Genomic DNA, 17639 nt, shown 5'->3' with positions numbered 1-17639 from the left:
GCTCCTTGTTCATGCCGATGCGCTCGCAGGCTCGGCCTGCCGCGCGCCCAGGTAGGCGTCAATGGCCTGCTGCCGCCCTTCGCGCGTGCGCAGCGCCTGCGCGTCGAGCTCGCCCACGACGTGCCCATGGCGCATCACCCATGCGCGCGCGGCCAGCTTGGCCGCGGCGTGGAAGCTCTGCTCGACCAGCAGCGCGGTGAGCTTCTGCTCCTTCTGGATCAGCGCCAGCCGCTCGTAGACGCGTGCCACGAGCAGCGGCGCCAGCCCGAGCGAGGGCTCGTCCAGCAGGAGCAGGCGCGGCCCGGACATTAGCCCGCGGCCGATGGCCAGCATCTGCTGTTCGCCGCCGCTCAGCAGGCCCGCCGGCGACTTCAGCCGGTTGGCGATCTCCGGGAAGAAATCCAGCACCACCTGGCGCCGCCGTGCGCGTGTCGATGCATCGACGAAGTAGGTGCCCAGCGTGAGGTTGTCCGCGACCGACAGGTCGGTCACGATCGCGCGGCCTTCGGGCACGTAGGCGATGCCGGCGCGAAAGCGCCGCGCCGACGGCCAGCGGCTGACGTCCTGCCCGTCGAAGCGCACCTGCCCCTGCGCGGGCTCCAGCCCGGCAATGGCCCGCAGCGTGCTCGACTTGCCGGCACCGTTGGCGCCCAGTAGCGCCGCGACCGTGCCGCTTGCCACGCCCAGGGCGATGCCGTGCACCACCGGCCCGGCGCCGTAGCGGATCGTCAGCCCCTCCACCTGCAGCAGCTGCGAAGCCGTTTCACTCATCGTCGTCTCCGAGATAGACGCGCACCACGTCCGGGTTCGAGCGGATCTGCGCGGGGCTGCCCGAGGCGAGCAGGCGGCCCACGTTGAGCACGTGGATGGTGTCGCACACCTCCATGATCAGGTCCATGTCGTGTTCCACGACCACCATCACCAGCTGCGGCGAACGCAGCCGCATGAGCGCGGCCGAGAGATCGCCGGTCTCCACAGAATTGAGCCCCGCGGCGGGCTCGTCGAGCAGCAGCACGCGCGGCTCGCCGGCAATGGCCCGCGCGATTTCGGCCAGCCGCAGCACGCCCGGCGGCAGGTTGGCCGGCGCTTCGTCGGCCACGTGCGCGATACCCAGGCGTGCGAGCGCCGCCAGCGCGAGCTCGCGGTTGCGCACGCGCTCCTGGCGGCCGCGGGCGAGCGACAGGAAGGCGTCGAGCCAGCCCGCGGCCGACTGGCGGTCCAGCCCGATCGTCACGTTCTCGGCAATGCTCAGTTCCGGACACAGTGCCACATGCTGGAAGCTGCGCGAAAAGCCGAGCGCCGCGCGGCCGGTGGGCGGAATGCCGTCCAGGCGGATGTCGCCCAGCTGCATGCGGCCCTGCTGGGGTGCGTACAGGCCGGTCAGGCAGTTGAAGAAGCTCGTCTTGCCCGCGCCGTTGGGGCCGATGAGTCCCGTGATTTCGCCGGGTCGCAGCTGCAGCGCAATGCCCTGCAGCACCTGGTTGCCGCCGAAGGCGAGCGCCAGGTCCTGCACCACCAGCGGCAGTGCCGGCACGGCGCTCATGCGGCCCCCCCTTCGAGCCGGGCTCGCATGGCCGCCGGCAGCGCGTTGACGCCGAGCACCACCGCGAGCAGGGCGCCACCGTAGAGGATCGGCACCCAGTCGCCGGCACCGGCCAGAAGCAGCGGCATCAGTGTGAGGAACACGCCACCGATCAGGCTGCCCAGGGCCGACATCGAGTGCAGGCAGACCACCGAGCCGACCAGCAGGAAGATCGAGGTCCACAGCGTGAAGCTGTTGGGCGACACCGTCGACGAGCTGAACGACAGCATCGCGCCGCCGATCGCGGCGATGGCCGCGCTCAGCGCCATGCACGACAGGCGCGCCCAGCTGCGGCGCACGCCGAAGGACTCGGCGGCATGCGCCGAGGTGCGGATCAGCAGCAGCGCCATGGCCTGGCGCGAGCGGCGGAAGTGGCGCAGCAGCAGCGCCACCAGCACCAGCCCGACGAGCGGCAGGTAGTAGCGCTGCAGGTTCTTCGGCACGCCCGGCAGTGCATCGAGCTTCACGTACAGGCCTTCATAGCCGCCCGATACGCTGGAGAAGTGCAGCAGCAGTTCCGGCAGCGCCAGCGCGAGCGCCATCGTCGCCACCGCGAGGTAGATGCCCGAGAGGTTGCGCGACGGAAAGGCGAACACCACGCCGAGCACCCCGCCCAGCAGCGCGGCCACCGGCAGGCTGGCCAGCAGCGACAGCCCGAGGTACTTCTCGAGCACGGCGACCGTGTACGCGCCGGCCGCGACGAACACGCCGTGGCCGATCGAGACCTCGCCGCCGTAGCGCACCAGGAAGCTCACCGAGATGATCGCGATCGCGTTGGCAAAGCACACGCCGAGCGTGAAGGTCCAGTAGCCGCCCGAGATCAGCGGGAGCAGCAGCAACAGGGTCAGCACGAGCGCGCCGCCCAGCTTGCGTGCCCGGCCGCGGCCGGCGGGCCGGGCCTCGGGGCTCGATGGCAGGGTACGCGCGGGCGGAAGGCTCGAGGCGATGGGCAGGCTAGACACGGGCACCTCCACGAATGGCGAGCACGCCCTTGGGGAAGGCGTTGAGCACGAGCAGGATCGTGACCAGCAGGTAGGTGTTGTTGAACTCCGCCGCCACGTAGAACGACAGCAGATTCATCAGCACGCCGATGAAGATGCCGCCCACCACCGCACCCGGCAGGCTGCTGAAGCCCCCGACCACCGCGGCGGCGAACGACTGCAGCATGAACGACGAGACGCTCGTGGACGACAGGAACGTGGTCGGCACGATCAGCAGCGACGCCACCAGTCCGAGCAGGCCCGCCACCACCCACGAGAAGACATGCACCCCGCGCAGGTTCAGCCCGCAGACGCGGCTGGCGAACGGATTCGCCGACACTGCGCGGAAGGCGATGCCGATGCGGGTGCGCTCGATCAGCAGGTAGAGCAGCCCGATCGACAGCGCCGTCACCAGCAGCACCGCGAGGTCGTAGGAAGACACCTGGAGCCCCGCGATCTCTGTGCGCCATGCGGGCAGCGGGAGTTCCAGCGACACCACGTTGGAGCCGAACATCAGCTGTGTCACGCCCTGCACGATCAGCCCGATGCCCAGCGATGCGATCGTGCTGGTGAGGTCGGACTTGAACACCAGCGGCGCGAGCAGCAGATAGCTCAGCGCCATGGCCGCAACCATGATTCCCAGCGTCAGCAGCACCGCCGCGACCCAGGGCATGCTCGCGAAGGTGCCGGCCGTGAAGCCGAACACCAGGAAAGCGGCGAATCCCGCGAGATTGCCGTGCGCGAAGTTCACGACGTTCGAGCTCTTGTAGATGAGCACGATGCCGATCGCGCCCATCGCATAGAGCGATCCGCTCACGATGCCAGCCCAGACCAGGCCGATGAAGTCGGACATGGGGTGTTCAGTGCCTGTTGCCGGACGCGGCTGGGGCCGGGCCGATGTTGCGGTCGATGAGCTCGATCACCGCCGGGAAATAGCGCCCGCTCCAGCCGTGGCTCGAGGTCGCGGCGTAATAGCGCTGCGCGAGTTCGGTCACGTGCGCCGACGTTCCCACCTGGGCCGCCAGTTCGAGCAGGTAGGCAATGTCCTTGAGCGCGTATTCGGGCGGAAAGGACTTTTCCGGGAACTCGCGCGGCAGCATCGCCTTGCGGCCGTGGTTGCGCAGCACGAAGCTGTCGCCCGAACCCTTGGAAACGGCGTCCAGCAGCACGGCCGGCCGCACGCCGGCACGCTCGCCGATCACCATCATCTCGGCCAGCGCCATCGTGTGCTCGAACACGAGCGCGTTGTTGACCAGCTTGACCACCTGGCCGCAGCCGACCTCGCCGCAATGCGTGACGTCGGAGCCGATGTAGCGCAAGAGCGGTTCGATGCGCGCGAAGAGCGCTTCGCTCGCGCCCACCATGATGCTCAGCTCGCCGCGCTGCGCAGCCTCCCGCGTGCGGGCCACCGGCGCATCGGCGAAGGCGATGCCCCGGTCGGCCAGTTGCGCGGCCATGCCGCGGGCGCTCGCCACCGTGGTCGTGCTCAGGTCCACGATGACCGACGGGTGGCGCGCGCCCAGCGCGAGACCTTGCGGGCCGAGGCAGACCTGCTCCACCTGCGGTCCGCCGGGCAGCGACAGGAAGACCACGTCGGCCGCCGCGGCCACCTCGGTCGGCGTTGCGGCGCGGCGCGCCTTGGTGCCCTCGAGCGCCTCGAAGGCCTGCGGATTCATGTCGAAGGCGATGACCTCGGCCGTGTGCTTGAGCGCCATGTTGCGGCACATCGCACCGCCCATCACGCCCAGGCCGATGAAGCCGATCACCGTTGCTGCGTTGTCTGCCATGCGGTGTCCCCCGGTCAGTCCATCCACATGCCGCCGCTGATGTCCAGCGACGTGCCCGTGATCCAGTTGGAGGCGGGCGAGCACAGGAAGAGCGCCGCCTGGGCGATGTCTTCCGCGTTGCCGTAGCGCCCGAGCGGCACGGTGGCGTTGGCCGAGGGCGCGGCGCTGCCGGTGACGTTGGCCCACATCGCCGTCTCCACCGGGCCGGGGGCCAGCACGTTCGCATAGACGCCATGCGGCGCGCCCGCCTTGGCGATCCAGCGCATCATCCCGTGCACCGCCGCCTTGGAGGCCACATACGCGGGACCGGAAGCGACGCCGCCGTTCTTGGCCGCGATGGACCCGGCCGCCAGGATCTTGCCGAAGCCGCGCTCGCACATCAGCGGGAACAGCTTGCGCGACGGGTTGACCACGCCGCGTACGTTGACCGACATGATCGAATCCCACTCTTCGTCGGTGCTGTCGCCCAGCGGCGTGCGCGCGATGATGCCGGCGCACAGCACCAGGATGTCCACCCTGCCGTGGTCGGAGATCATCGCGTCGATGACCTTGTCTGTCTCGGCGCGCGAGCACACGTCGTAGCGCCGGTATTCGATGCCGGTCCCGATGTCCTCGTGCTCGGCGCGGTCGGTGGCAACCACCTTGGCGCCTGCGGCCTGGAAGGTCCGCGCGATCGCTCGGCCCATGCCGCCCGCGCCGCCGGTGATCAGCGCGACCTGGCCTTCGAGGCTCGCGGGTCCGCTCAGATGCTGTGCCATGTGTCGTGTCTCCTTGCGATGGTGTGAATGCGTGCTTGCGTGCGTGTCAGGCGAAGGCCGCGGTGGCGGACATCGACAGCTCGCCGTCCGGGCCGCGCGCCCACAGCGCGAGGCTGCCGTCGGCCTGCGCCTGCCCTTCGAGCCGGAACGGCCGGCCTGCGAACAGAGCGCTGACGCCGCGGAATTCGAACTGCGCCAGCCGCCTGCCGCCGCCGTGTGCCACGGCCAGCTGCTGCAGCAGCGTCGCGGTCAGCGGCCCGTGTACGACGAGGCCGGCGTAGCCTTCCTCGTCGCGCGCATACGCCTGGTCGTAGTGGATGCGGTGGCCGTTGAAGGTCAGTGCCGAGTAGCGAAAGAGCAGCGTCGTGTCGGGCGTGAAGGGCTGGCCCCATTGCGCTTCGGCCTCATGCCGCGGCGGCATTGGCGCGGAGCTTGCCGTGGCGGCAGCCGGCGGCGTGGCCTCGCGGTAGACGATGTCCTGCTCCTCCACGATGCAGATGCGGCCATCGCAGGTGGTGGTGTGCTCCACTGTGACGAACCACAGCGAGCCGCGCTTGCCGACCTTGTTCTCCACCTTCAGGATGCGGCTGCGTCGCGTGGCCTCGGCGTCCACCGGCAGGGCGGCAAGGTAGCGCAGCCGGCTGCCGGCCCACATGCGCCGCGGCAGCTCGATCGGCGGCAGGAAGCCCCCGCGCTTCGGATGGCCGTCGGCGCCGAGTTCGCTGCGCGGCGCCACGGGATTGAAGAAGAGCCATTGCCATCCCGGCGGCAGCGCCTCGCCGGGCGCGGGTGCCGCGCCCGTGTCGAGCGTTGCGGCCATGGCCTGCACCACTGTCGCGAGGATGCGCTGCGTGCGCTCTTCCTCGCGGCCGATCCATGCGTCGTACGCAGTACTCACATCGTCTCCTCAGGCCAGCTTCGCATCGAACACTTCGGCCGGGTAGGGCCGGAACTCGCGCAGCAGCTTGAAGCTGCCGTCGGACGCCGCCTGGATGATCCCCTCCTGGCGCGCACCCCGGTGGTCGCCGGCCTTGAAAGTCACGTTGCGGGCGCCGCCGATGGACTGGTCGTTGATCGTCTCCATCACGTCCACGAAGTTGGCCCGAGTCAGCGGCTTGCCGCTGGCCAGCAGCGCCTGGAAACCCTTCACGAACAGTGCGCCGTTGCTCCAGCCGTTGAGGCCGAACACACCGATCGGGTCGCTCGGGTAGTGCTTGGCGACGTTGTCGCGATAGGCCTTGATGTCCGGATCGTCGGCCGTGACGGGCATGAGCCACGACGAGAAAAACACACCGTCCAGCAGCGGTCCGGCGAGCTTGCGCGTGGTGGGGTCGGCGGTGAAGAAGGGGGCCATCCACTTGGCCTGGAAGCTGATGCGGTCGGCCGCCTTCAGCGCCGCGGCCAGGTTCGCGTTGGAGCCGAAGAGGATCACCACCTCCGCCTTCGCATTGGCCAGGCGGCGCACATGGGGCGTGAAGTCGGTGCTGCGGACCTCGAAGGGAATCGACTCGGCCGGCTCCTTCTTGTGCGAGGCCATGTGCAGGTCGAACCCGCGCTTGGCCGAGCGGCCCAGTTCGTCGTTCTCCCACAGCAGCGCGACGCGGCGGGTGTTGAGCCCGTTCCACGCGTAGTCGAGGTTCGACGCGGCCGACCAGCCGTAGTCGGGCAAGAGCGGGAACACCAGCCGTTCGGAGAAGAGAGCGCTGGCGCCGCCGATCGGCCCGATCATCGGCAGGCCCACTTCCTTGGCGTAAGGGATGACGGCCACCGATTGCGCGGTGCCCGTGGCGGCGGTCAGCGCGAAGATCTTGTTTTCCTCGACCAGGCGGCGCGTGACGGCCACGCTGCGCGCCGGCTCGTAGCCGTCGTCGTAGGTGATGAAGTTGATCTTCCAGCCGTTCAGCGCGTTGGTCTCGTTGGCCCACTTGAAGCACGATTCCGCGGCATGCGTGAGGATCGTATAGAAGGGCACCGGCCCCGTGATGGGGGTGAACGCGCCCACGGTGACGGTCTTGCTGGCCATGTCGATGCCGGGCGACACCTGCTGCTGCGCCTGCGCCCATCCGGGGAGGGCGACCGAGGCTGCGGCGGCAGAGCCGTAGAGAAAATTCCTTCTGCGCATGAAGTTGTCTCCTGGATGTGGTGCGAACCTGTGGGCCGGAATCGCCTGGTGAAGAATGCATTGTGTAATCTGCAGGCATGCGGGGTAATTCGGGTTTTCCCCTCTTAAATAGACATTTCTTGCCTCCTGAATGCTGGATGTTAAAATATAGAATGCATTTTATTTCGACGGAGACACTCCCACATGCAGCAGCAACCCGTTCTGGCCGGACGCCGCGTGATCGAACTTGGCACCATGCTCGCGGCGCCTTTTGCCACCCACATCCTTTCGCAGCTCGGCGCGGAGGTGATCAAGGTCGAGCCGCCGCGCGGCGATCCGACCCGAAGCCTGGTGCGGGGCGGGCCGAGCGGCACCTTCATTGCCTACAGCCACGGAAAGAAGAGCGTGTGCATCGACCTTTCCAGCGCTGAAGGACACGCCGCGTTCTGCAAGCTGCTGGCAACGGCCGACGTCTTCGTCCACAACCTCGCGCCCAAAGCCGCGCGCAAGCTCAAGCTCACGCGCGCGGATTGCGAGGCGATCCATCCCGCGCTGGTCTACTGCCACATCCGTGGCTACGCGGCGGGCCCGCAGGAGGACGACCTGGCCTCGAACCCCGTGGCCGAAGCTTCCACCGGCGTGATGGAAGCCAACCGCGTCAACGGCCGTCCGAGCCGGCTCGGCCCTTCCTACCATGACCAGTTCGCTGGCGCCTATGCGGTGATCGGCGTGCTGGCCGCGATGCTGCAATCGAACGCGGGCCGCACGGGGCAGGGCGTGGAAGTGGGCCTCTACGAGACCGGCTTGCATGTGGCGTCGCGCGATCTCGCGGGCGCCCAGCTGAAGCAGCACCTGCTGGGCCGGCCGGAGCGTGAGCCGCACGGGGAGTTCAGCATGCCGGGCTATGGGGCCTACATGACCTCCGACGAACGCTGGATGTACCTGCTGATGCTCAACGACACGCACTGGTTGAAGTTCTGCCAGGCCATGGGACTGCCGCAGGCCGGCGACGAGTCGCTGGCCACCCTGCGCCAGCGCAAGAAGGCACGCGAGCAGGTGGAAGACATCGTGAAGGCCGCCGTCTCGGCCCACACCTTCGACGAGGCCGCCGCGCGCCTGAAGGCGGCCGGCGTCGGATGCACCGAAGTGCTGCCGCTCGAGCGCGTGCTGGAAGCGCCCCAGGCGCGCCAGCCGGGCAAGCTACGGCAGGTCCGCTACCGGGGAATGGGGTTCGACGTGCCCGGATTCCCGCGGTCCGGTGCTGCGCAGGCGGAGGCCGTGTCGCTGCCGCCGCCGGAGCTCGGCGAGCACACGCTGGAGCTTCTGCGGGCCGCGGGCGTGGCACCCGAGGCATGCGAAATGCTGCTGGCTTGCGGCGCGATTTCCACGGCCAGGCCCGGCGACTTCGCCTGGGCTGCGGTGCGTTAGGGGCAAACAACCATGACGAATCTCGTGACCGGCCTGCGCAGGCTTCTCGCCCTTTGCCTGCTCGGCCTTGCCACCGAAGCCGTGTGCGCGGCAGGCTACCCCGATCGCCCGATCCGCCTGGTGGTGGGCTTTCCTCCGGGCGGAGGCGCCGATTTCGTCGCGCGGCAGGTCGCCCAGCACCTGGGGCAGTCGCTGGGCGTCAGCGTGGTCGTCGACAACAAGCCCGGCGCCAACGGCACCATCGCGGCCGCCGACGTGGCGCGCATGCCCGCCGATGGCTACACGCTCCTGCTGGGGGTCAGCGCGAGCCAGTCGATCGGCCCGGTTCTGATGCCCAAGCTCCCCTACGACCCGCTGCGCGACTTCACGCCGATCACCCAGGTGGGTTTCACGCCGCTGGTGCTGGTGGTCAATCCGGCGATGCCCGCGAAGACGGTGGACGATTTCGTGAAGCTGGTGAATGCGGGCAACGCGCCGGTCACGTACGGCTCGGCCGGCACCGGGAACATCACGCACATGGCCGCAGAGCTGTTCGTCCAGTCGAGCGGCGCCAGCAAGCTGCAGCACATTCCGTACAAGGGCAGCAGCCAGGTCATCACGGACCTGATCGGAGGCCACGTCACGGCCTACTTCGACACCCTGCCTTCATCGCTGCCATTCATCCAGAACCAGCAGCTGAGGGCCCTGGCGATCACGAGCAGCGAGCGCGCCAGCGCCGCGCCCGATATCCCGACCATGCGCGAGGCCGGGGTGCCCGGCTACCAGGCCACCACCTGGTTCGGCGTGCTGGCGCCGTCCAGGCTGAGCCCCGAGGTGGTGAACCGTCTCTACGAGGCGCTGCGCAGCAGCATGGGTACTCCCGAGGCGCGCCAGGCAATGACCTCGCGCGGCGTGGAGCCCGTGCTCGATACCCCGGCGAGCTTCCGGGCCGAACTGGAAGCGGACATCGCGCGCTGGCGCGAGGTGACGCGCAAGGCGAAGATCACGCTGGACTGACGGTCCGCTCCCGCGGACCTCTCACAGCTCGCCCTGGCACAAGTACTTGGTGTGCATGTAGTCATCGAGCCCGTGCACCGAGCCTTCGCGCCCGTAGCCCGACTCCTTCACGCCGCCGAAGGGCGCGGCCTCCGCGGCCAGCGCGCCTTCGTTGATGCCGACGATGCCGGATTCCAGCGCCTCGGCCACGCGCCAGATGCGGCGCACGTCGGTCGAGTAGAAGTAGGCGGCCAGGCCGAAGGGCGTGTCGTTGGCGGCCGCGATCACCTCGGCCTCGGTCTCGAAGCGCGTGACCGGCACGACGGGTCCGAAAGTCTCTTCGCAGCTGCAATCCATGCCCGCATCGGCGTTCACGAGCACGGTCGGCGCGTAGTAGTTGGGGCCGTCGCAGCGCGCGGAGCGCAGCCGTTCGCCGCCCACCACGATGCGCGCGCCGCGGGCCACGGCGTCGCGCACGTGGCGCTCGATCTTGTCGACCGCACGTGCGTTGATCATCGGGCCGATCTGCGAGTCGGGCTCCGTCGCCGGGCCGACCTTGAGTGCACCGACCCGCGCGGCCAGCTTGTCGACGAAGGCATCGTGCACCCTGGCCTGCACGAACACGCGGTTCGGGCACACGCAGGTCTGGCCGCCATTGCGGAACTTGGCGGCCATCAGGCCCTCGACCGCGGCATCGACGTCGGCATCCTCGAACACGATGAACGGCGCATTGCCGCCGAGCTCGAGCGACAGCTTCTTGAGCGTGTCGGCCGAGGCGCGCGCCAGGTGCTTGCCGACCGGCGTGGAGCCGGTAAAACTGATCTTGCGCACCCGCGCATCGGCCAGCCACACGTCGACCACCTCGGGCGTGCGCTCGCGCGAAGCCGTCACGATGTTGAGCACGCCTGCAGGCACGCCGGCCTCCTGCGCGAGCCTGACGAGCGCGAGCGAGGTCAGCGGCGTGTCCTCGGCCGGCTTGCACACCACGGTGCAGCCCGCGGCCAGCGCGGGCGCGATCTTGCGCGCGATCATCGCGGCCGGAAAGTTCCACGGCGTGATCGCGGCGACCACACCGACCGGCTCCTTCAGCGCGAGCATGCGGCGGCCCGTGACGGGTGCGGGAATCACGTCGCCGTTGGCGCGCGTGGCTTCTTCGCCGAACCATTCGACGTAGCTCGCTGCGTAGGCCACTTCGCCGCGGCCCTCGGCCAGCGGCTTGCCCTGCTCGCGCGAGATGAGGCGGCCCAGGTCTTCCTGGTGGGCGAGCATCAGGTCGTTCCAGCGCTTGAGGATCTGCGCGCGCTGCTTGGCCGGCACGGCACGCCAAGCGGGGAAGGCGGCATGCGCGGCATTCACTGCGGCGCGCGCATCGGCGGCGGTGCCGTCGGGCACGCTCGCGAAGACGCCGTCGGTGGCGGGGTCGGTCACGTCGAGGCGGCGGCCGTCGCTGGCTTCCCGCCATTCGGCGCCGATGAGGTGTTGGCCGGGCAGCAGGTCCTGGCGTTCAAGTGTCAGTGTCATGGTCGAAAAGGTCTTGTATGAATGGAGAGGTCAGGCCGCGGCCACGCGCTCGGCAATGGCCATGCCCACCTCGGTGGTCGAGGCCGTGCCGCCCAGGTCGCGCGTGCGCGGCCCGTCGCGCAGCACCGCTTCGATCGCGCCGAGGATCGCGTCATGCGCGGCGCGGCCCGCACCCTGGCCCTGCGTGAGAAAGTCCAGCATCAGCGCGCCCGACCAGATCATCGCGATCGGGTTCGCGATGTTCTGGCCGTAGATGTCGGGCGCCGAGCCGTGCACCGGCTCGAACAGCGATGGAAACTTGCGCTCCGGGTTGAGGTTGGCCGAGGGCGCGAGGCCGATGGTGCCGGTGGTGGCCGGGCCGAGGTCGGAGAGGATGTCGCCGAACAGGTTGCTTGCCACCACCACGTCGAAGCGCGTGGGTTGCAGCACGAAGCGCGCCGACAGGATGTCGATGTGCTGCTTGTCGATGGTCACGTCCGGATAGTCGCGTCCGACGGCGTCGGCGCGGCCGTCCCACCACGGCATGCTGATCGCGATGCCGTTGCTCTTGGTGGCCACGGTGAGGTGCTTTCTCTTGCGCGACTGGGCGAGCTCGTAGGCGTACTTGAGCACGCGGTCGGTGCCGTGGCGCGAGAACACCGATTCCTGGATCACGATCTCGCGCTCGGTGCCCTCGTACATCACGCCGCCGAGCGAGGTGTATTCGCCTTCGGTGTTCTCGCGCACCACCAGGTAGTCGATGTCGCCGGGCTTGCGGCCGGCCAGCGGGCAGGGCACGCCTTCGAACAGGCGCACCGGGCGCAGGTTGATGTACTGGTCGAACTCGCGGCGGAACTTCAGCAGCGATCCCCAGAGCGAGACGTGGTCGGGCACGGTCTCGGGCCAGCCGACGGCGCCGAAATAGAGCGCGTCCACGCCGCGCAGCTGTTCCTTCCAGTCGTCCGGCATCATCTGGCCGTGCTGTGCGTAGTAGCCGCAGCTGGCCCATTCGATGGTGCGGCAGTCGAGCTCGAAGCCGAAGCGCTCTGCGGCGGCCAGCACCACGCGCAGGCCCTCGGGCATCACTTCCTTGCCGATGCCGTCGCCGGCGATCAGCGCAATGCGGAATGTGGGGGTCATGCGAGTGCTTCCCTGGTTGATGGCGTGGCTGCCGCTGCTGCTGCTGCGTGGTCCATGTCGTCGAGCCAGCCCTGGCGCAGCTCGGGCACGGAACGCGCCAGCAGTTCGTAGTAGGGATGGTGAGGCCCGCGTTCATAGTCGGCACGTGCCACCTGCGAGAGCTTGCGGCCGTGCTGCATCACCACGATCTCGTCGCACACCGAGCGCACCGTGTGCAGGTCGTGGCTGATGAAGAGATAGGACACGCCGAGCTCGCGCCGCAGCTCGGCCATGAGGTCGAGCACCGCCGCGGCCACCACGGTGTCCAGCGCCGAGGTCACTTCGTCGCACAGGATAAGGTCGGGTTCGGCCGCCAGTGCGCGCGCCAGGTTCACGCGCTGCTTCTGCCCGCCCGAGAGCCCGCCCGGCAGGCGGTCGGCCACCGTGCGCGGCAGCTTCACGAGGTCGAGCAGCTCCAAGATGCGCTGCTTGAGCGGCTCGCCGCGCAAGCCCTTGTAGAACTGCAGCGGCCGCGCCAGGATGCGCCAGATGGTCTGCGAAGGGTTGAGCGCCGTGTCGGCCATCTGGAACACGATCTGGATGCGGCGCAGCTGCTCGCGATCGCGCTGCTGCAGCGTGGGCGCGAGCGCGTGGCCGTCGAAGGTGACGCTGCCATGGCAGGGCTTGAGCAGGCCGGCAACCGCGCGTGCCAGCGTGGTCTTGCCCGAGCCCGATTCGCCGATCACGCCGATGGCCTGGCCGCGGTAGAGCTTCAGGTTGATGTCCTCCAGGATGATCTTGGCCGGCTGGCCCTTGGCGTCCACCGCGCCGTAGCCGCATGAAAGCTGGTCCACGTGAAGCAGAAGCGCGGAATCGCCGGAGGCCTGTCCGGAGGCGCGCACCGCGGGCCGCGCGGCCGCGAGCAGGCACTTGGTGTAGTCGTCGGCCGGGGCGGCAAGGATCTGCCCGGTGGCGTTGAGCTCGCTCATCCGGCCGTTGCGCAGCACCAGGATGTGGTCGGCCATTTGCGCGACCACGGCCAGGTCGTGGCTCACGTACACGGCGGTGGCGCGGCGCTCGCGCACCACGCGGCGGAAGGCGCGCAGCACCTCGATCTGCGTGGTCACGTCGAGCGCGGTCGTCGGCTCGTCGAGGATCACGAGCTCGGGATCGCCGATCAGCGCCATGGCCGCCATCAGCCGCTGCAGCTGGCCGCCGGAGACCTGGTGCGGATAGCGCGATCCGATGTTCTCCGGATCGGGCAGCGCCAGCTCGCGGAACAGCTGCACCGCCTTGGCCTCGGCCTCGGCCCGCTTGCACAGGCCGTGGATGACGGTGGGCTCGACCACCTGGTCCATGATCGTGCGCGAAGGATTGAAGGAGGCGGCCGCGCTCTGCGCGATGTAGGAAACCGTGCGGCCGCGTAGCCCGCGCTGCCGCGCCGCATCGAGTGCCAGCACGTCGGTGTCGCCGATCTGCACCCGGCCGGCCGAGATGCGGCAGCCGCTGCGTGCATAGCCCATCAGCGCGAGCGCGGTGGTGGTCTTGCCCGAGCCCGATTCACCGATCAGTGCCAGCACTTCGCCGGGCTGCACCGAGAAGCTCAGGTTGTCGACCAGCGTGTTCGCGCCGGCCACGATGCTGAGGCCCTGGACAGTGAGTGGTGCGCCCATCAGCGTGCTCCTCGTTCCCGGGCCGCACGGCCGGGCAGGTTGTCGATGACGAGATTGACCGCGATGGTCAGGCTCGCAATGGCCAGCGCCGGCACGATCACCGAGGCGCCGCCCATGGCGAGCGCACCGATGTTCTCGCGCACCAGCGAGCCCCAGTCGGCCGCCGGTGGCTGGATGCCCAGGCCCAGGAAGCTCAGGCTCGCCAGCAGCAGCACGACATAGACGAAGCGCAGGCCCAGGTCGGCCAGCATCGGGCCCAGGATGTTGGGCAGGATCTCGCGCAGCATGATGTAGAGCGTGCCTTCGCCGCGCGTGCGCGCCACGGTCACGTAGTCGAGCGCGTTGATGTTGACGGCCAGCGAGCGCGCCATGCGGTAGGCGCCCGGCACGTAGATGATGGCCGCCGTGACCACCAGCATCGGCACCGAGGAGCCGAAGCCCGCCACCATGATGAGGGCGAACATCTTGCTCGGGATGGCGGTGAGCGTGTCCAGGCCGCGGCTGAGCACCGCGTCGATCCAGCGGCCGCTGGCGGCGGCCAGCAGCGCCAGCACGGTGCCGGTGCCGCTGGCCAGCAGCGTGGCCAGCAGCGCAACGCCGATCGTGTAGCGCGCGCCCTCGATGATCAGCGCCAGCATGTCGCGGCCGAGGTAGTCGGTGCCCAGCCAGTGCGCCGCGCTGATCGGCTCGAAGACGTTCGAGGTGCCCATGGCCGCCGCGCTGTGCGACAGCAGCCAGGGTCCGAGCAGCGCCGCGAGCAGCCAGAACAGCAGCACCGCGAGGCCCAGCAGGCCGGAGGCGCCGAAGCCGGCGAGCCAGCGCAGCGGACCGGCCCGGCGCTCTTGCGGCACCGGCGCCAGCAAGGCCGTGGTGCTCGCGACCATTGAAGTGGTGGACGTTTCCATGGCGCTTCCTTCAGCGGTGCCGCAGCCGCGGGTTGGCAAGAATGCCGAAGATGTCGGCCGTCGTCACCAGGATCAGGTAGGCGCAGCAGAAGATCATGGCGCAGGTCTGCACCAGCGGCATGTCGCGCTGCGACACGCCGTCGACCATCAGCTTGGCGATGCCCGGGTAGTTGAAGATGGTCTCGACGATGATCACGCCGCCCAGCAGGTACGACAGGCTCAGCGCCACCGCGTTGGCGATCGGCCCCACCGCATTGGGCAGCGCGTGCGCCAGCACCATGCGCATCGGCGAGGCGCCCTTGAGCCGCACCATCTCGATGTAGGGCGCCTCCAGCTGGTCGATCACCGCGGCGCGCGTCATGCGCATCATCTGCGCGACGATCACGCAGCACAGCACCAGCACCGGCATGGCGAAGGCGCGCAGCAGCTGGCCCAGCGATTCGATGTCGTTGACGAAGGACAGCGCCGGCAGCCAGTGCAGCTGCACCGCGAACACCAGCACCGCCAGCGTTGCGACCAGGAACTCCGGCACCGACACCACGCCCACCGCCGCCGTCGAGGCCGCGCGGTCGAACCACGAGCCGCGCCACACGGCCGAGGCGATGCCCAGCGCCAGCGCGATCGGCACCGAGAACAGGGCTGTGACCGCGGCCAGCAGCAGCGAGTTGGGCAGGCGGCTCGCCACCAGCTCGGACACCGGCATCTGCGTGGTCGCAGAGCGGCCGAGGTCGCCCTTCGCCATGCCGAGCAGCCACTTGGCATAGCGCGCGGGCGCCGGCACGTCCAGGCCCATCTGCGCGCGCAGCGCGGCCACCGCCTCGGGCGTGGCGTCCTGGCCGAGCTGCTCCTGCGCGGCGTCGCCGGGCAGCACCGCAGTGATCGAGAACACGACCACCGAGACCGCCAGCAGCGACACGAGCGCCAGCGCGATGCGCTGGCCGAGGAGTTTGAGAATGACGTGATTCATATCAGTGACTTCCCTGCGTTATGCGCTTCACGCCCACCGCGGCCGGCGAAGCCAGGCCCGTTCGGGGAACACCGCGGAACCGGCTTTGCCGGGCCGCTGGTGTTGCCCCCGGTGAGGGGGTTGGCGGCTACACGAAGTGAGCAAGACTGGGGGAGAGCTCATGTTTCTAGCCACACGTTCTCGGCAAAGTTGTAGCCCATGAGGCCACCCAGCGGAATGGGCGACAGGCCCTTGAGCTTGGAGCTGTGGCCGTCGAGGCTCGAGAGGAACAGCGGAATGCCGATGCCTGCGTCCTGGTGGATCATGGTCTGCATGTCGGCATACATCTGCTTGCGCTTGGCCAGGTCGGTCTCGGCGCGCGAGGCCACGAGCAGCTGGTCGAACTTCTCGCTTTTCCAGCGCGACTCGTTCCAGGCCGCACCCGACTGGAAGAACTGCGTCAGCAGCACGTCGGCGCTCGGGCGCGGATTGACGTTGCCGAAGCCGACGTGGCTGTTGAGCCAGTGGTTCGACCAGTAGCCGTCGGCCGGCATGCGCTTGATGTCCAGCTCCAGCCCCGCGCGCTGCGCCGTCTGCTGCAGCAGCAGGGACATCTCCACCGAATAGAGCGCCGCGGGCGAGGCCACCATCGGCACCTTGCCCGTGATGCCGGACTTCTGCAGGTGGAACTTCGCCTTGTCCAGGTCGAAGGCGCGCTGCGGCAGGCCGGCAAAGTAGAAGCGGTTGGTCGGGTCGACGGGCTGGTCGTTGGCCACCACCGCGTAATCGAGCGCAATGGTCTTCTTCATCTGCTCGCGGTCGAACAGGTGTTTCATGGCGAGCACGAAGTCGGGGTTGGCGCCGGGGCCCACGTCCTTGCGCATGATGAGGTCGGAGTACTGGCCCGACTGCGTCACGAAGATGCCGAAGCCGGGCGTTCCCTTCACGCGTTCCACCGAGCGCGGATTGACCGAGCCGACCAGGTCCATGCCGCCCGAGAGCAGCGCGTTGACGCGCGCGCTCTCGTCGCCGATGCCCACGAACTCGATCTCGTCGAGGTAGGGCTTGCCGGGCTTCCAGTAGGCGTCGTTGCGCACCATCAGCGAGCGCACGCCGGGCTTGAACTCCTTGAGCTTGTAGGGGCCGGTGCCGATGCCGGCGTTGAAGTCGGTGGTGCCTTCCTTGACGATGTGGAAGTGGAAGGTGCCCAGGATCACCGGCAGGTCGGCGTTAGGTGCGCTGAGCACGAAGGTCACTTCGTTCGGGCCGGTCGCCTTGGCGCTCTCGATCTGGTCGGCCAGGATCTTGGCCTTGGAGGCGGTGGCCGGGTCCTTGTGGCGCATCACCGAGAACACCACGTCGGCCGGCGCGAGCGCCTTGCCGTCGTGGAAGCTCACGCCCTTGCGCAAGGTGAAGACCCAGGTCTTGGCGTCCCTGGTGGTGAAGGATTCGGCCAGCGCGGGCTGCGGCGTGAGGCTGCCGTCCAGCGTGGTCAGGCCGTTGTAGATCATGTTGCAGCGCGAGTAGTCGGTCTGGTTCGACTGCTTGGCCGGATCGAGCGTGTCGGTGGCGGCGGCCGTGGCGCCTGCCACGCGCAGCCGGCCGCCCTTGCGCGGCGTCTGCGCATGGGCGCTCATCGCCACGCTTGCAAGGCTGCCCGCCAGGGTGGCCTGCATGCCGCCGGCCATCAGCATCGTGAGGATGTCGCGCCGCGATGCGCCGCGCTTGAGCGAATCCATCACGCGAAGGCTTTCGCCGGGACCGACGAGGTTTTCGAACCTCTTGTTGCTGCTGTCGCTCATGGTGGGGTACTCCTGTGGGGCCGGTGACTGATGAGGGTTGAAGAACAAACAAACACGGAACGAAAACGGTGCACTCGCGGGGG

The 17639-nt window shown here is 68.9% G+C and carries 16 protein-coding genes; 2 read left to right on the top strand and 14 right to left on the bottom strand.

Annotated elements, in window-relative coordinates:
• Positions 1-9: 9 nt before the first annotated feature.
• Genes AC1DSC_RS11710 through AC1DSC_RS11675 form a run of 8 tightly spaced genes read right to left on the bottom strand, consistent with a single transcriptional unit; the run spans position 10 to position 7229 of the window.
• A complete protein-coding gene (locus AC1DSC_RS11710; protein WP_436288670.1) occupies positions 10-771 on the bottom strand; it encodes an ABC transporter ATP-binding protein in 762 nt (253 codons plus the stop codon).
• Positions 764-1543 (bottom strand): ABC transporter ATP-binding protein, encoded by a 780-nt coding sequence (locus AC1DSC_RS11705; RefSeq protein WP_436288671.1) that lies wholly within the window; start codon positions 1541-1543, stop codon positions 764-766. The genes AC1DSC_RS11710 and AC1DSC_RS11705 overlap by 8 nt, the downstream gene beginning before the upstream one ends.
• A complete protein-coding gene (locus tag AC1DSC_RS11700) occupies positions 1540-2544 on the bottom strand; it encodes a branched-chain amino acid ABC transporter permease (RefSeq protein WP_436288672.1) in 1005 nt (334 codons plus the stop codon). Before AC1DSC_RS11700 ends, AC1DSC_RS11705 begins: the two co-directional genes overlap by 4 nt.
• Positions 2537-3415 carry a branched-chain amino acid ABC transporter permease gene (locus AC1DSC_RS11695; RefSeq protein WP_436288673.1) on the bottom strand — a complete coding sequence of 293 codons (879 nt, stop codon included), beginning with the start codon at positions 3413-3415 and terminating at the stop codon, positions 2537-2539. The genes AC1DSC_RS11700 and AC1DSC_RS11695 overlap by 8 nt, the downstream gene beginning before the upstream one ends.
• Positions 3416-3422: 7 nt before the next feature.
• The gene (locus AC1DSC_RS11690) at positions 3423-4349 is read right to left on the bottom strand and encodes an NAD(P)-dependent oxidoreductase (protein ID WP_436288674.1); all 927 of its coding nucleotides are present in this window, start codon (positions 4347-4349) and stop codon (positions 3423-3425) included.
• Between the two features lie 14 nt (positions 4350-4363).
• The gene (locus AC1DSC_RS11685; RefSeq protein ID WP_436288675.1) at positions 4364-5107 is read right to left on the bottom strand and encodes an SDR family NAD(P)-dependent oxidoreductase; all 744 of its coding nucleotides are present in this window, start codon (positions 5105-5107) and stop codon (positions 4364-4366) included.
• Positions 5108-5153: 46 nt separating this feature from the next.
• On the bottom strand, positions 5154-6005 hold the full coding sequence (locus AC1DSC_RS11680; RefSeq protein WP_436288676.1) for an HTD2 family dehydratase: 852 nt from the start codon (positions 6003-6005) through the stop codon (positions 5154-5156).
• A 9-nt stretch (positions 6006-6014) separates the two neighbouring features.
• Positions 6015-7229 (bottom strand): ABC transporter substrate-binding protein, encoded by a 1215-nt coding sequence (locus AC1DSC_RS11675; protein ID WP_436288677.1) that lies wholly within the window; start codon positions 7227-7229, stop codon positions 6015-6017.
• A 183-nt stretch (positions 7230-7412) separates the two neighbouring features.
• Here AC1DSC_RS11675 and AC1DSC_RS11670 point away from each other — a divergent pair, with 183 nt between their 5' ends.
• Positions 7413-8636 (top strand): CaiB/BaiF CoA transferase family protein, encoded by a 1224-nt coding sequence (locus AC1DSC_RS11670; protein ID WP_436288678.1) that lies wholly within the window; start codon positions 7413-7415, stop codon positions 8634-8636.
• Positions 8637-8648: 12 nt separating this feature from the next.
• Entirely contained in the window at positions 8649-9632 is a 984-nt protein-coding gene (locus tag AC1DSC_RS11665; protein WP_436288679.1) for a Bug family tripartite tricarboxylate transporter substrate binding protein, read from the top strand.
• A 21-nt stretch (positions 9633-9653) separates the two neighbouring features.
• Here the strand turns inward: AC1DSC_RS11665 and AC1DSC_RS11660 are convergent, their stop codons facing one another.
• From AC1DSC_RS11660 to AC1DSC_RS11635, 6 genes are all read right to left on the bottom strand, one after another.
• A complete protein-coding gene (locus AC1DSC_RS11660) occupies positions 9654-11132 on the bottom strand; it encodes an NAD-dependent succinate-semialdehyde dehydrogenase (protein ID WP_436288680.1) in 1479 nt (492 codons plus the stop codon).
• A 30-nt stretch (positions 11133-11162) separates the two neighbouring features.
• Entirely contained in the window at positions 11163-12251 is a 1089-nt protein-coding gene (locus tag AC1DSC_RS11655; protein ID WP_436288681.1) for a tartrate dehydrogenase, read from the bottom strand.
• Positions 12248-13903 (bottom strand): ABC transporter ATP-binding protein, encoded by a 1656-nt coding sequence (locus AC1DSC_RS11650; RefSeq protein ID WP_436288682.1) that lies wholly within the window; start codon positions 13901-13903, stop codon positions 12248-12250. The genes AC1DSC_RS11655 and AC1DSC_RS11650 overlap by 4 nt, the downstream gene beginning before the upstream one ends.
• Positions 13903-14808, bottom strand: a complete 906-nt coding sequence (locus AC1DSC_RS11645; protein ID WP_436288683.1) for an ABC transporter permease — start codon at positions 14806-14808, stop codon at positions 13903-13905. Before AC1DSC_RS11645 ends, AC1DSC_RS11650 begins: the two co-directional genes overlap by 1 nt.
• Before the next feature lie 10 nt (positions 14809-14818).
• Complete coding sequence (locus AC1DSC_RS11640) at positions 14819-15775, bottom strand: ABC transporter permease (RefSeq protein WP_015865688.1); 957 nt, start codon at positions 15773-15775, stop codon at positions 14819-14821.
• A gap of 158 nt (positions 15776-15933) precedes the next feature.
• Positions 15934-17556: an ABC transporter substrate-binding protein gene (locus AC1DSC_RS11635; protein WP_436288684.1), complete on the bottom strand. Its 1623-nt coding sequence runs from the start codon at positions 17554-17556 to the stop codon at positions 15934-15936.
• Positions 17557-17639: the final 83 nt, after the last annotated feature.

It is taken from the genome of Variovorax sp. 01N425 (assembly GCF_056399465.1).
Note: the sequence above shows the minus strand (reverse complement) of the source record. Positions and strands in the feature narration are given on the sequence as shown.

Excerpts from the sequence above, each read along its gene's own strand:
- AC1DSC_RS11645 (WP_436288683.1), bottom strand. The coding sequence starts at position 14,808 with ATGGAAACGTCCACCACTTCAATGGTCGCGAGCACCACGGCCTTGCTG.
- AC1DSC_RS11695 (WP_436288673.1), bottom strand. The coding sequence starts at position 3,415 with ATGTCCGACTTCATCGGCCTGGTCTGGGCTGGCATCGTGAGCGGATCG.
- AC1DSC_RS11665 (WP_436288679.1), top strand. The coding sequence starts at position 8,649 with ATGACGAATCTCGTGACCGGCCTGCGCAGGCTTCTCGCCCTTTGCCTG.
- AC1DSC_RS11675 (WP_436288677.1), bottom strand. The coding sequence starts at position 7,229 with ATGCGCAGAAGGAATTTTCTCTACGGCTCTGCCGCCGCAGCCTCGGTC.
- AC1DSC_RS11670 (WP_436288678.1), top strand. The coding sequence starts at position 7,413 with ATGCAGCAGCAACCCGTTCTGGCCGGACGCCGCGTGATCGAACTTGGC.
- AC1DSC_RS11655 (WP_436288681.1), bottom strand. The coding sequence starts at position 12,251 with ATGACCCCCACATTCCGCATTGCGCTGATCGCCGGCGACGGCATCGGC.
- AC1DSC_RS11650 (WP_436288682.1), bottom strand. The coding sequence starts at position 13,903 with ATGGGCGCACCACTCACTGTCCAGGGCCTCAGCATCGTGGCCGGCGCG.
- AC1DSC_RS11635 (WP_436288684.1), bottom strand. The coding sequence starts at position 17,556 with ATGAGCGACAGCAGCAACAAGAGGTTCGAAAACCTCGTCGGTCCCGGC.
- AC1DSC_RS11660 (WP_436288680.1), bottom strand. The coding sequence starts at position 11,132 with ATGACACTGACACTTGAACGCCAGGACCTGCTGCCCGGCCAACACCTC.
- AC1DSC_RS11640 (WP_015865688.1), bottom strand. The coding sequence starts at position 15,775 with ATGAATCACGTCATTCTCAAACTCCTCGGCCAGCGCATCGCGCTGGCG.
- AC1DSC_RS11690 (WP_436288674.1), bottom strand. The coding sequence starts at position 4,349 with ATGGCAGACAACGCAGCAACGGTGATCGGCTTCATCGGCCTGGGCGTG.
- AC1DSC_RS11710 (WP_436288670.1), bottom strand. The coding sequence starts at position 771 with ATGAGTGAAACGGCTTCGCAGCTGCTGCAGGTGGAGGGGCTGACGATC.
- AC1DSC_RS11685 (WP_436288675.1), bottom strand. The coding sequence starts at position 5,107 with ATGGCACAGCATCTGAGCGGACCCGCGAGCCTCGAAGGCCAGGTCGCG.
- AC1DSC_RS11705 (WP_436288671.1), bottom strand. The coding sequence starts at position 1,543 with ATGAGCGCCGTGCCGGCACTGCCGCTGGTGGTGCAGGACCTGGCGCTC.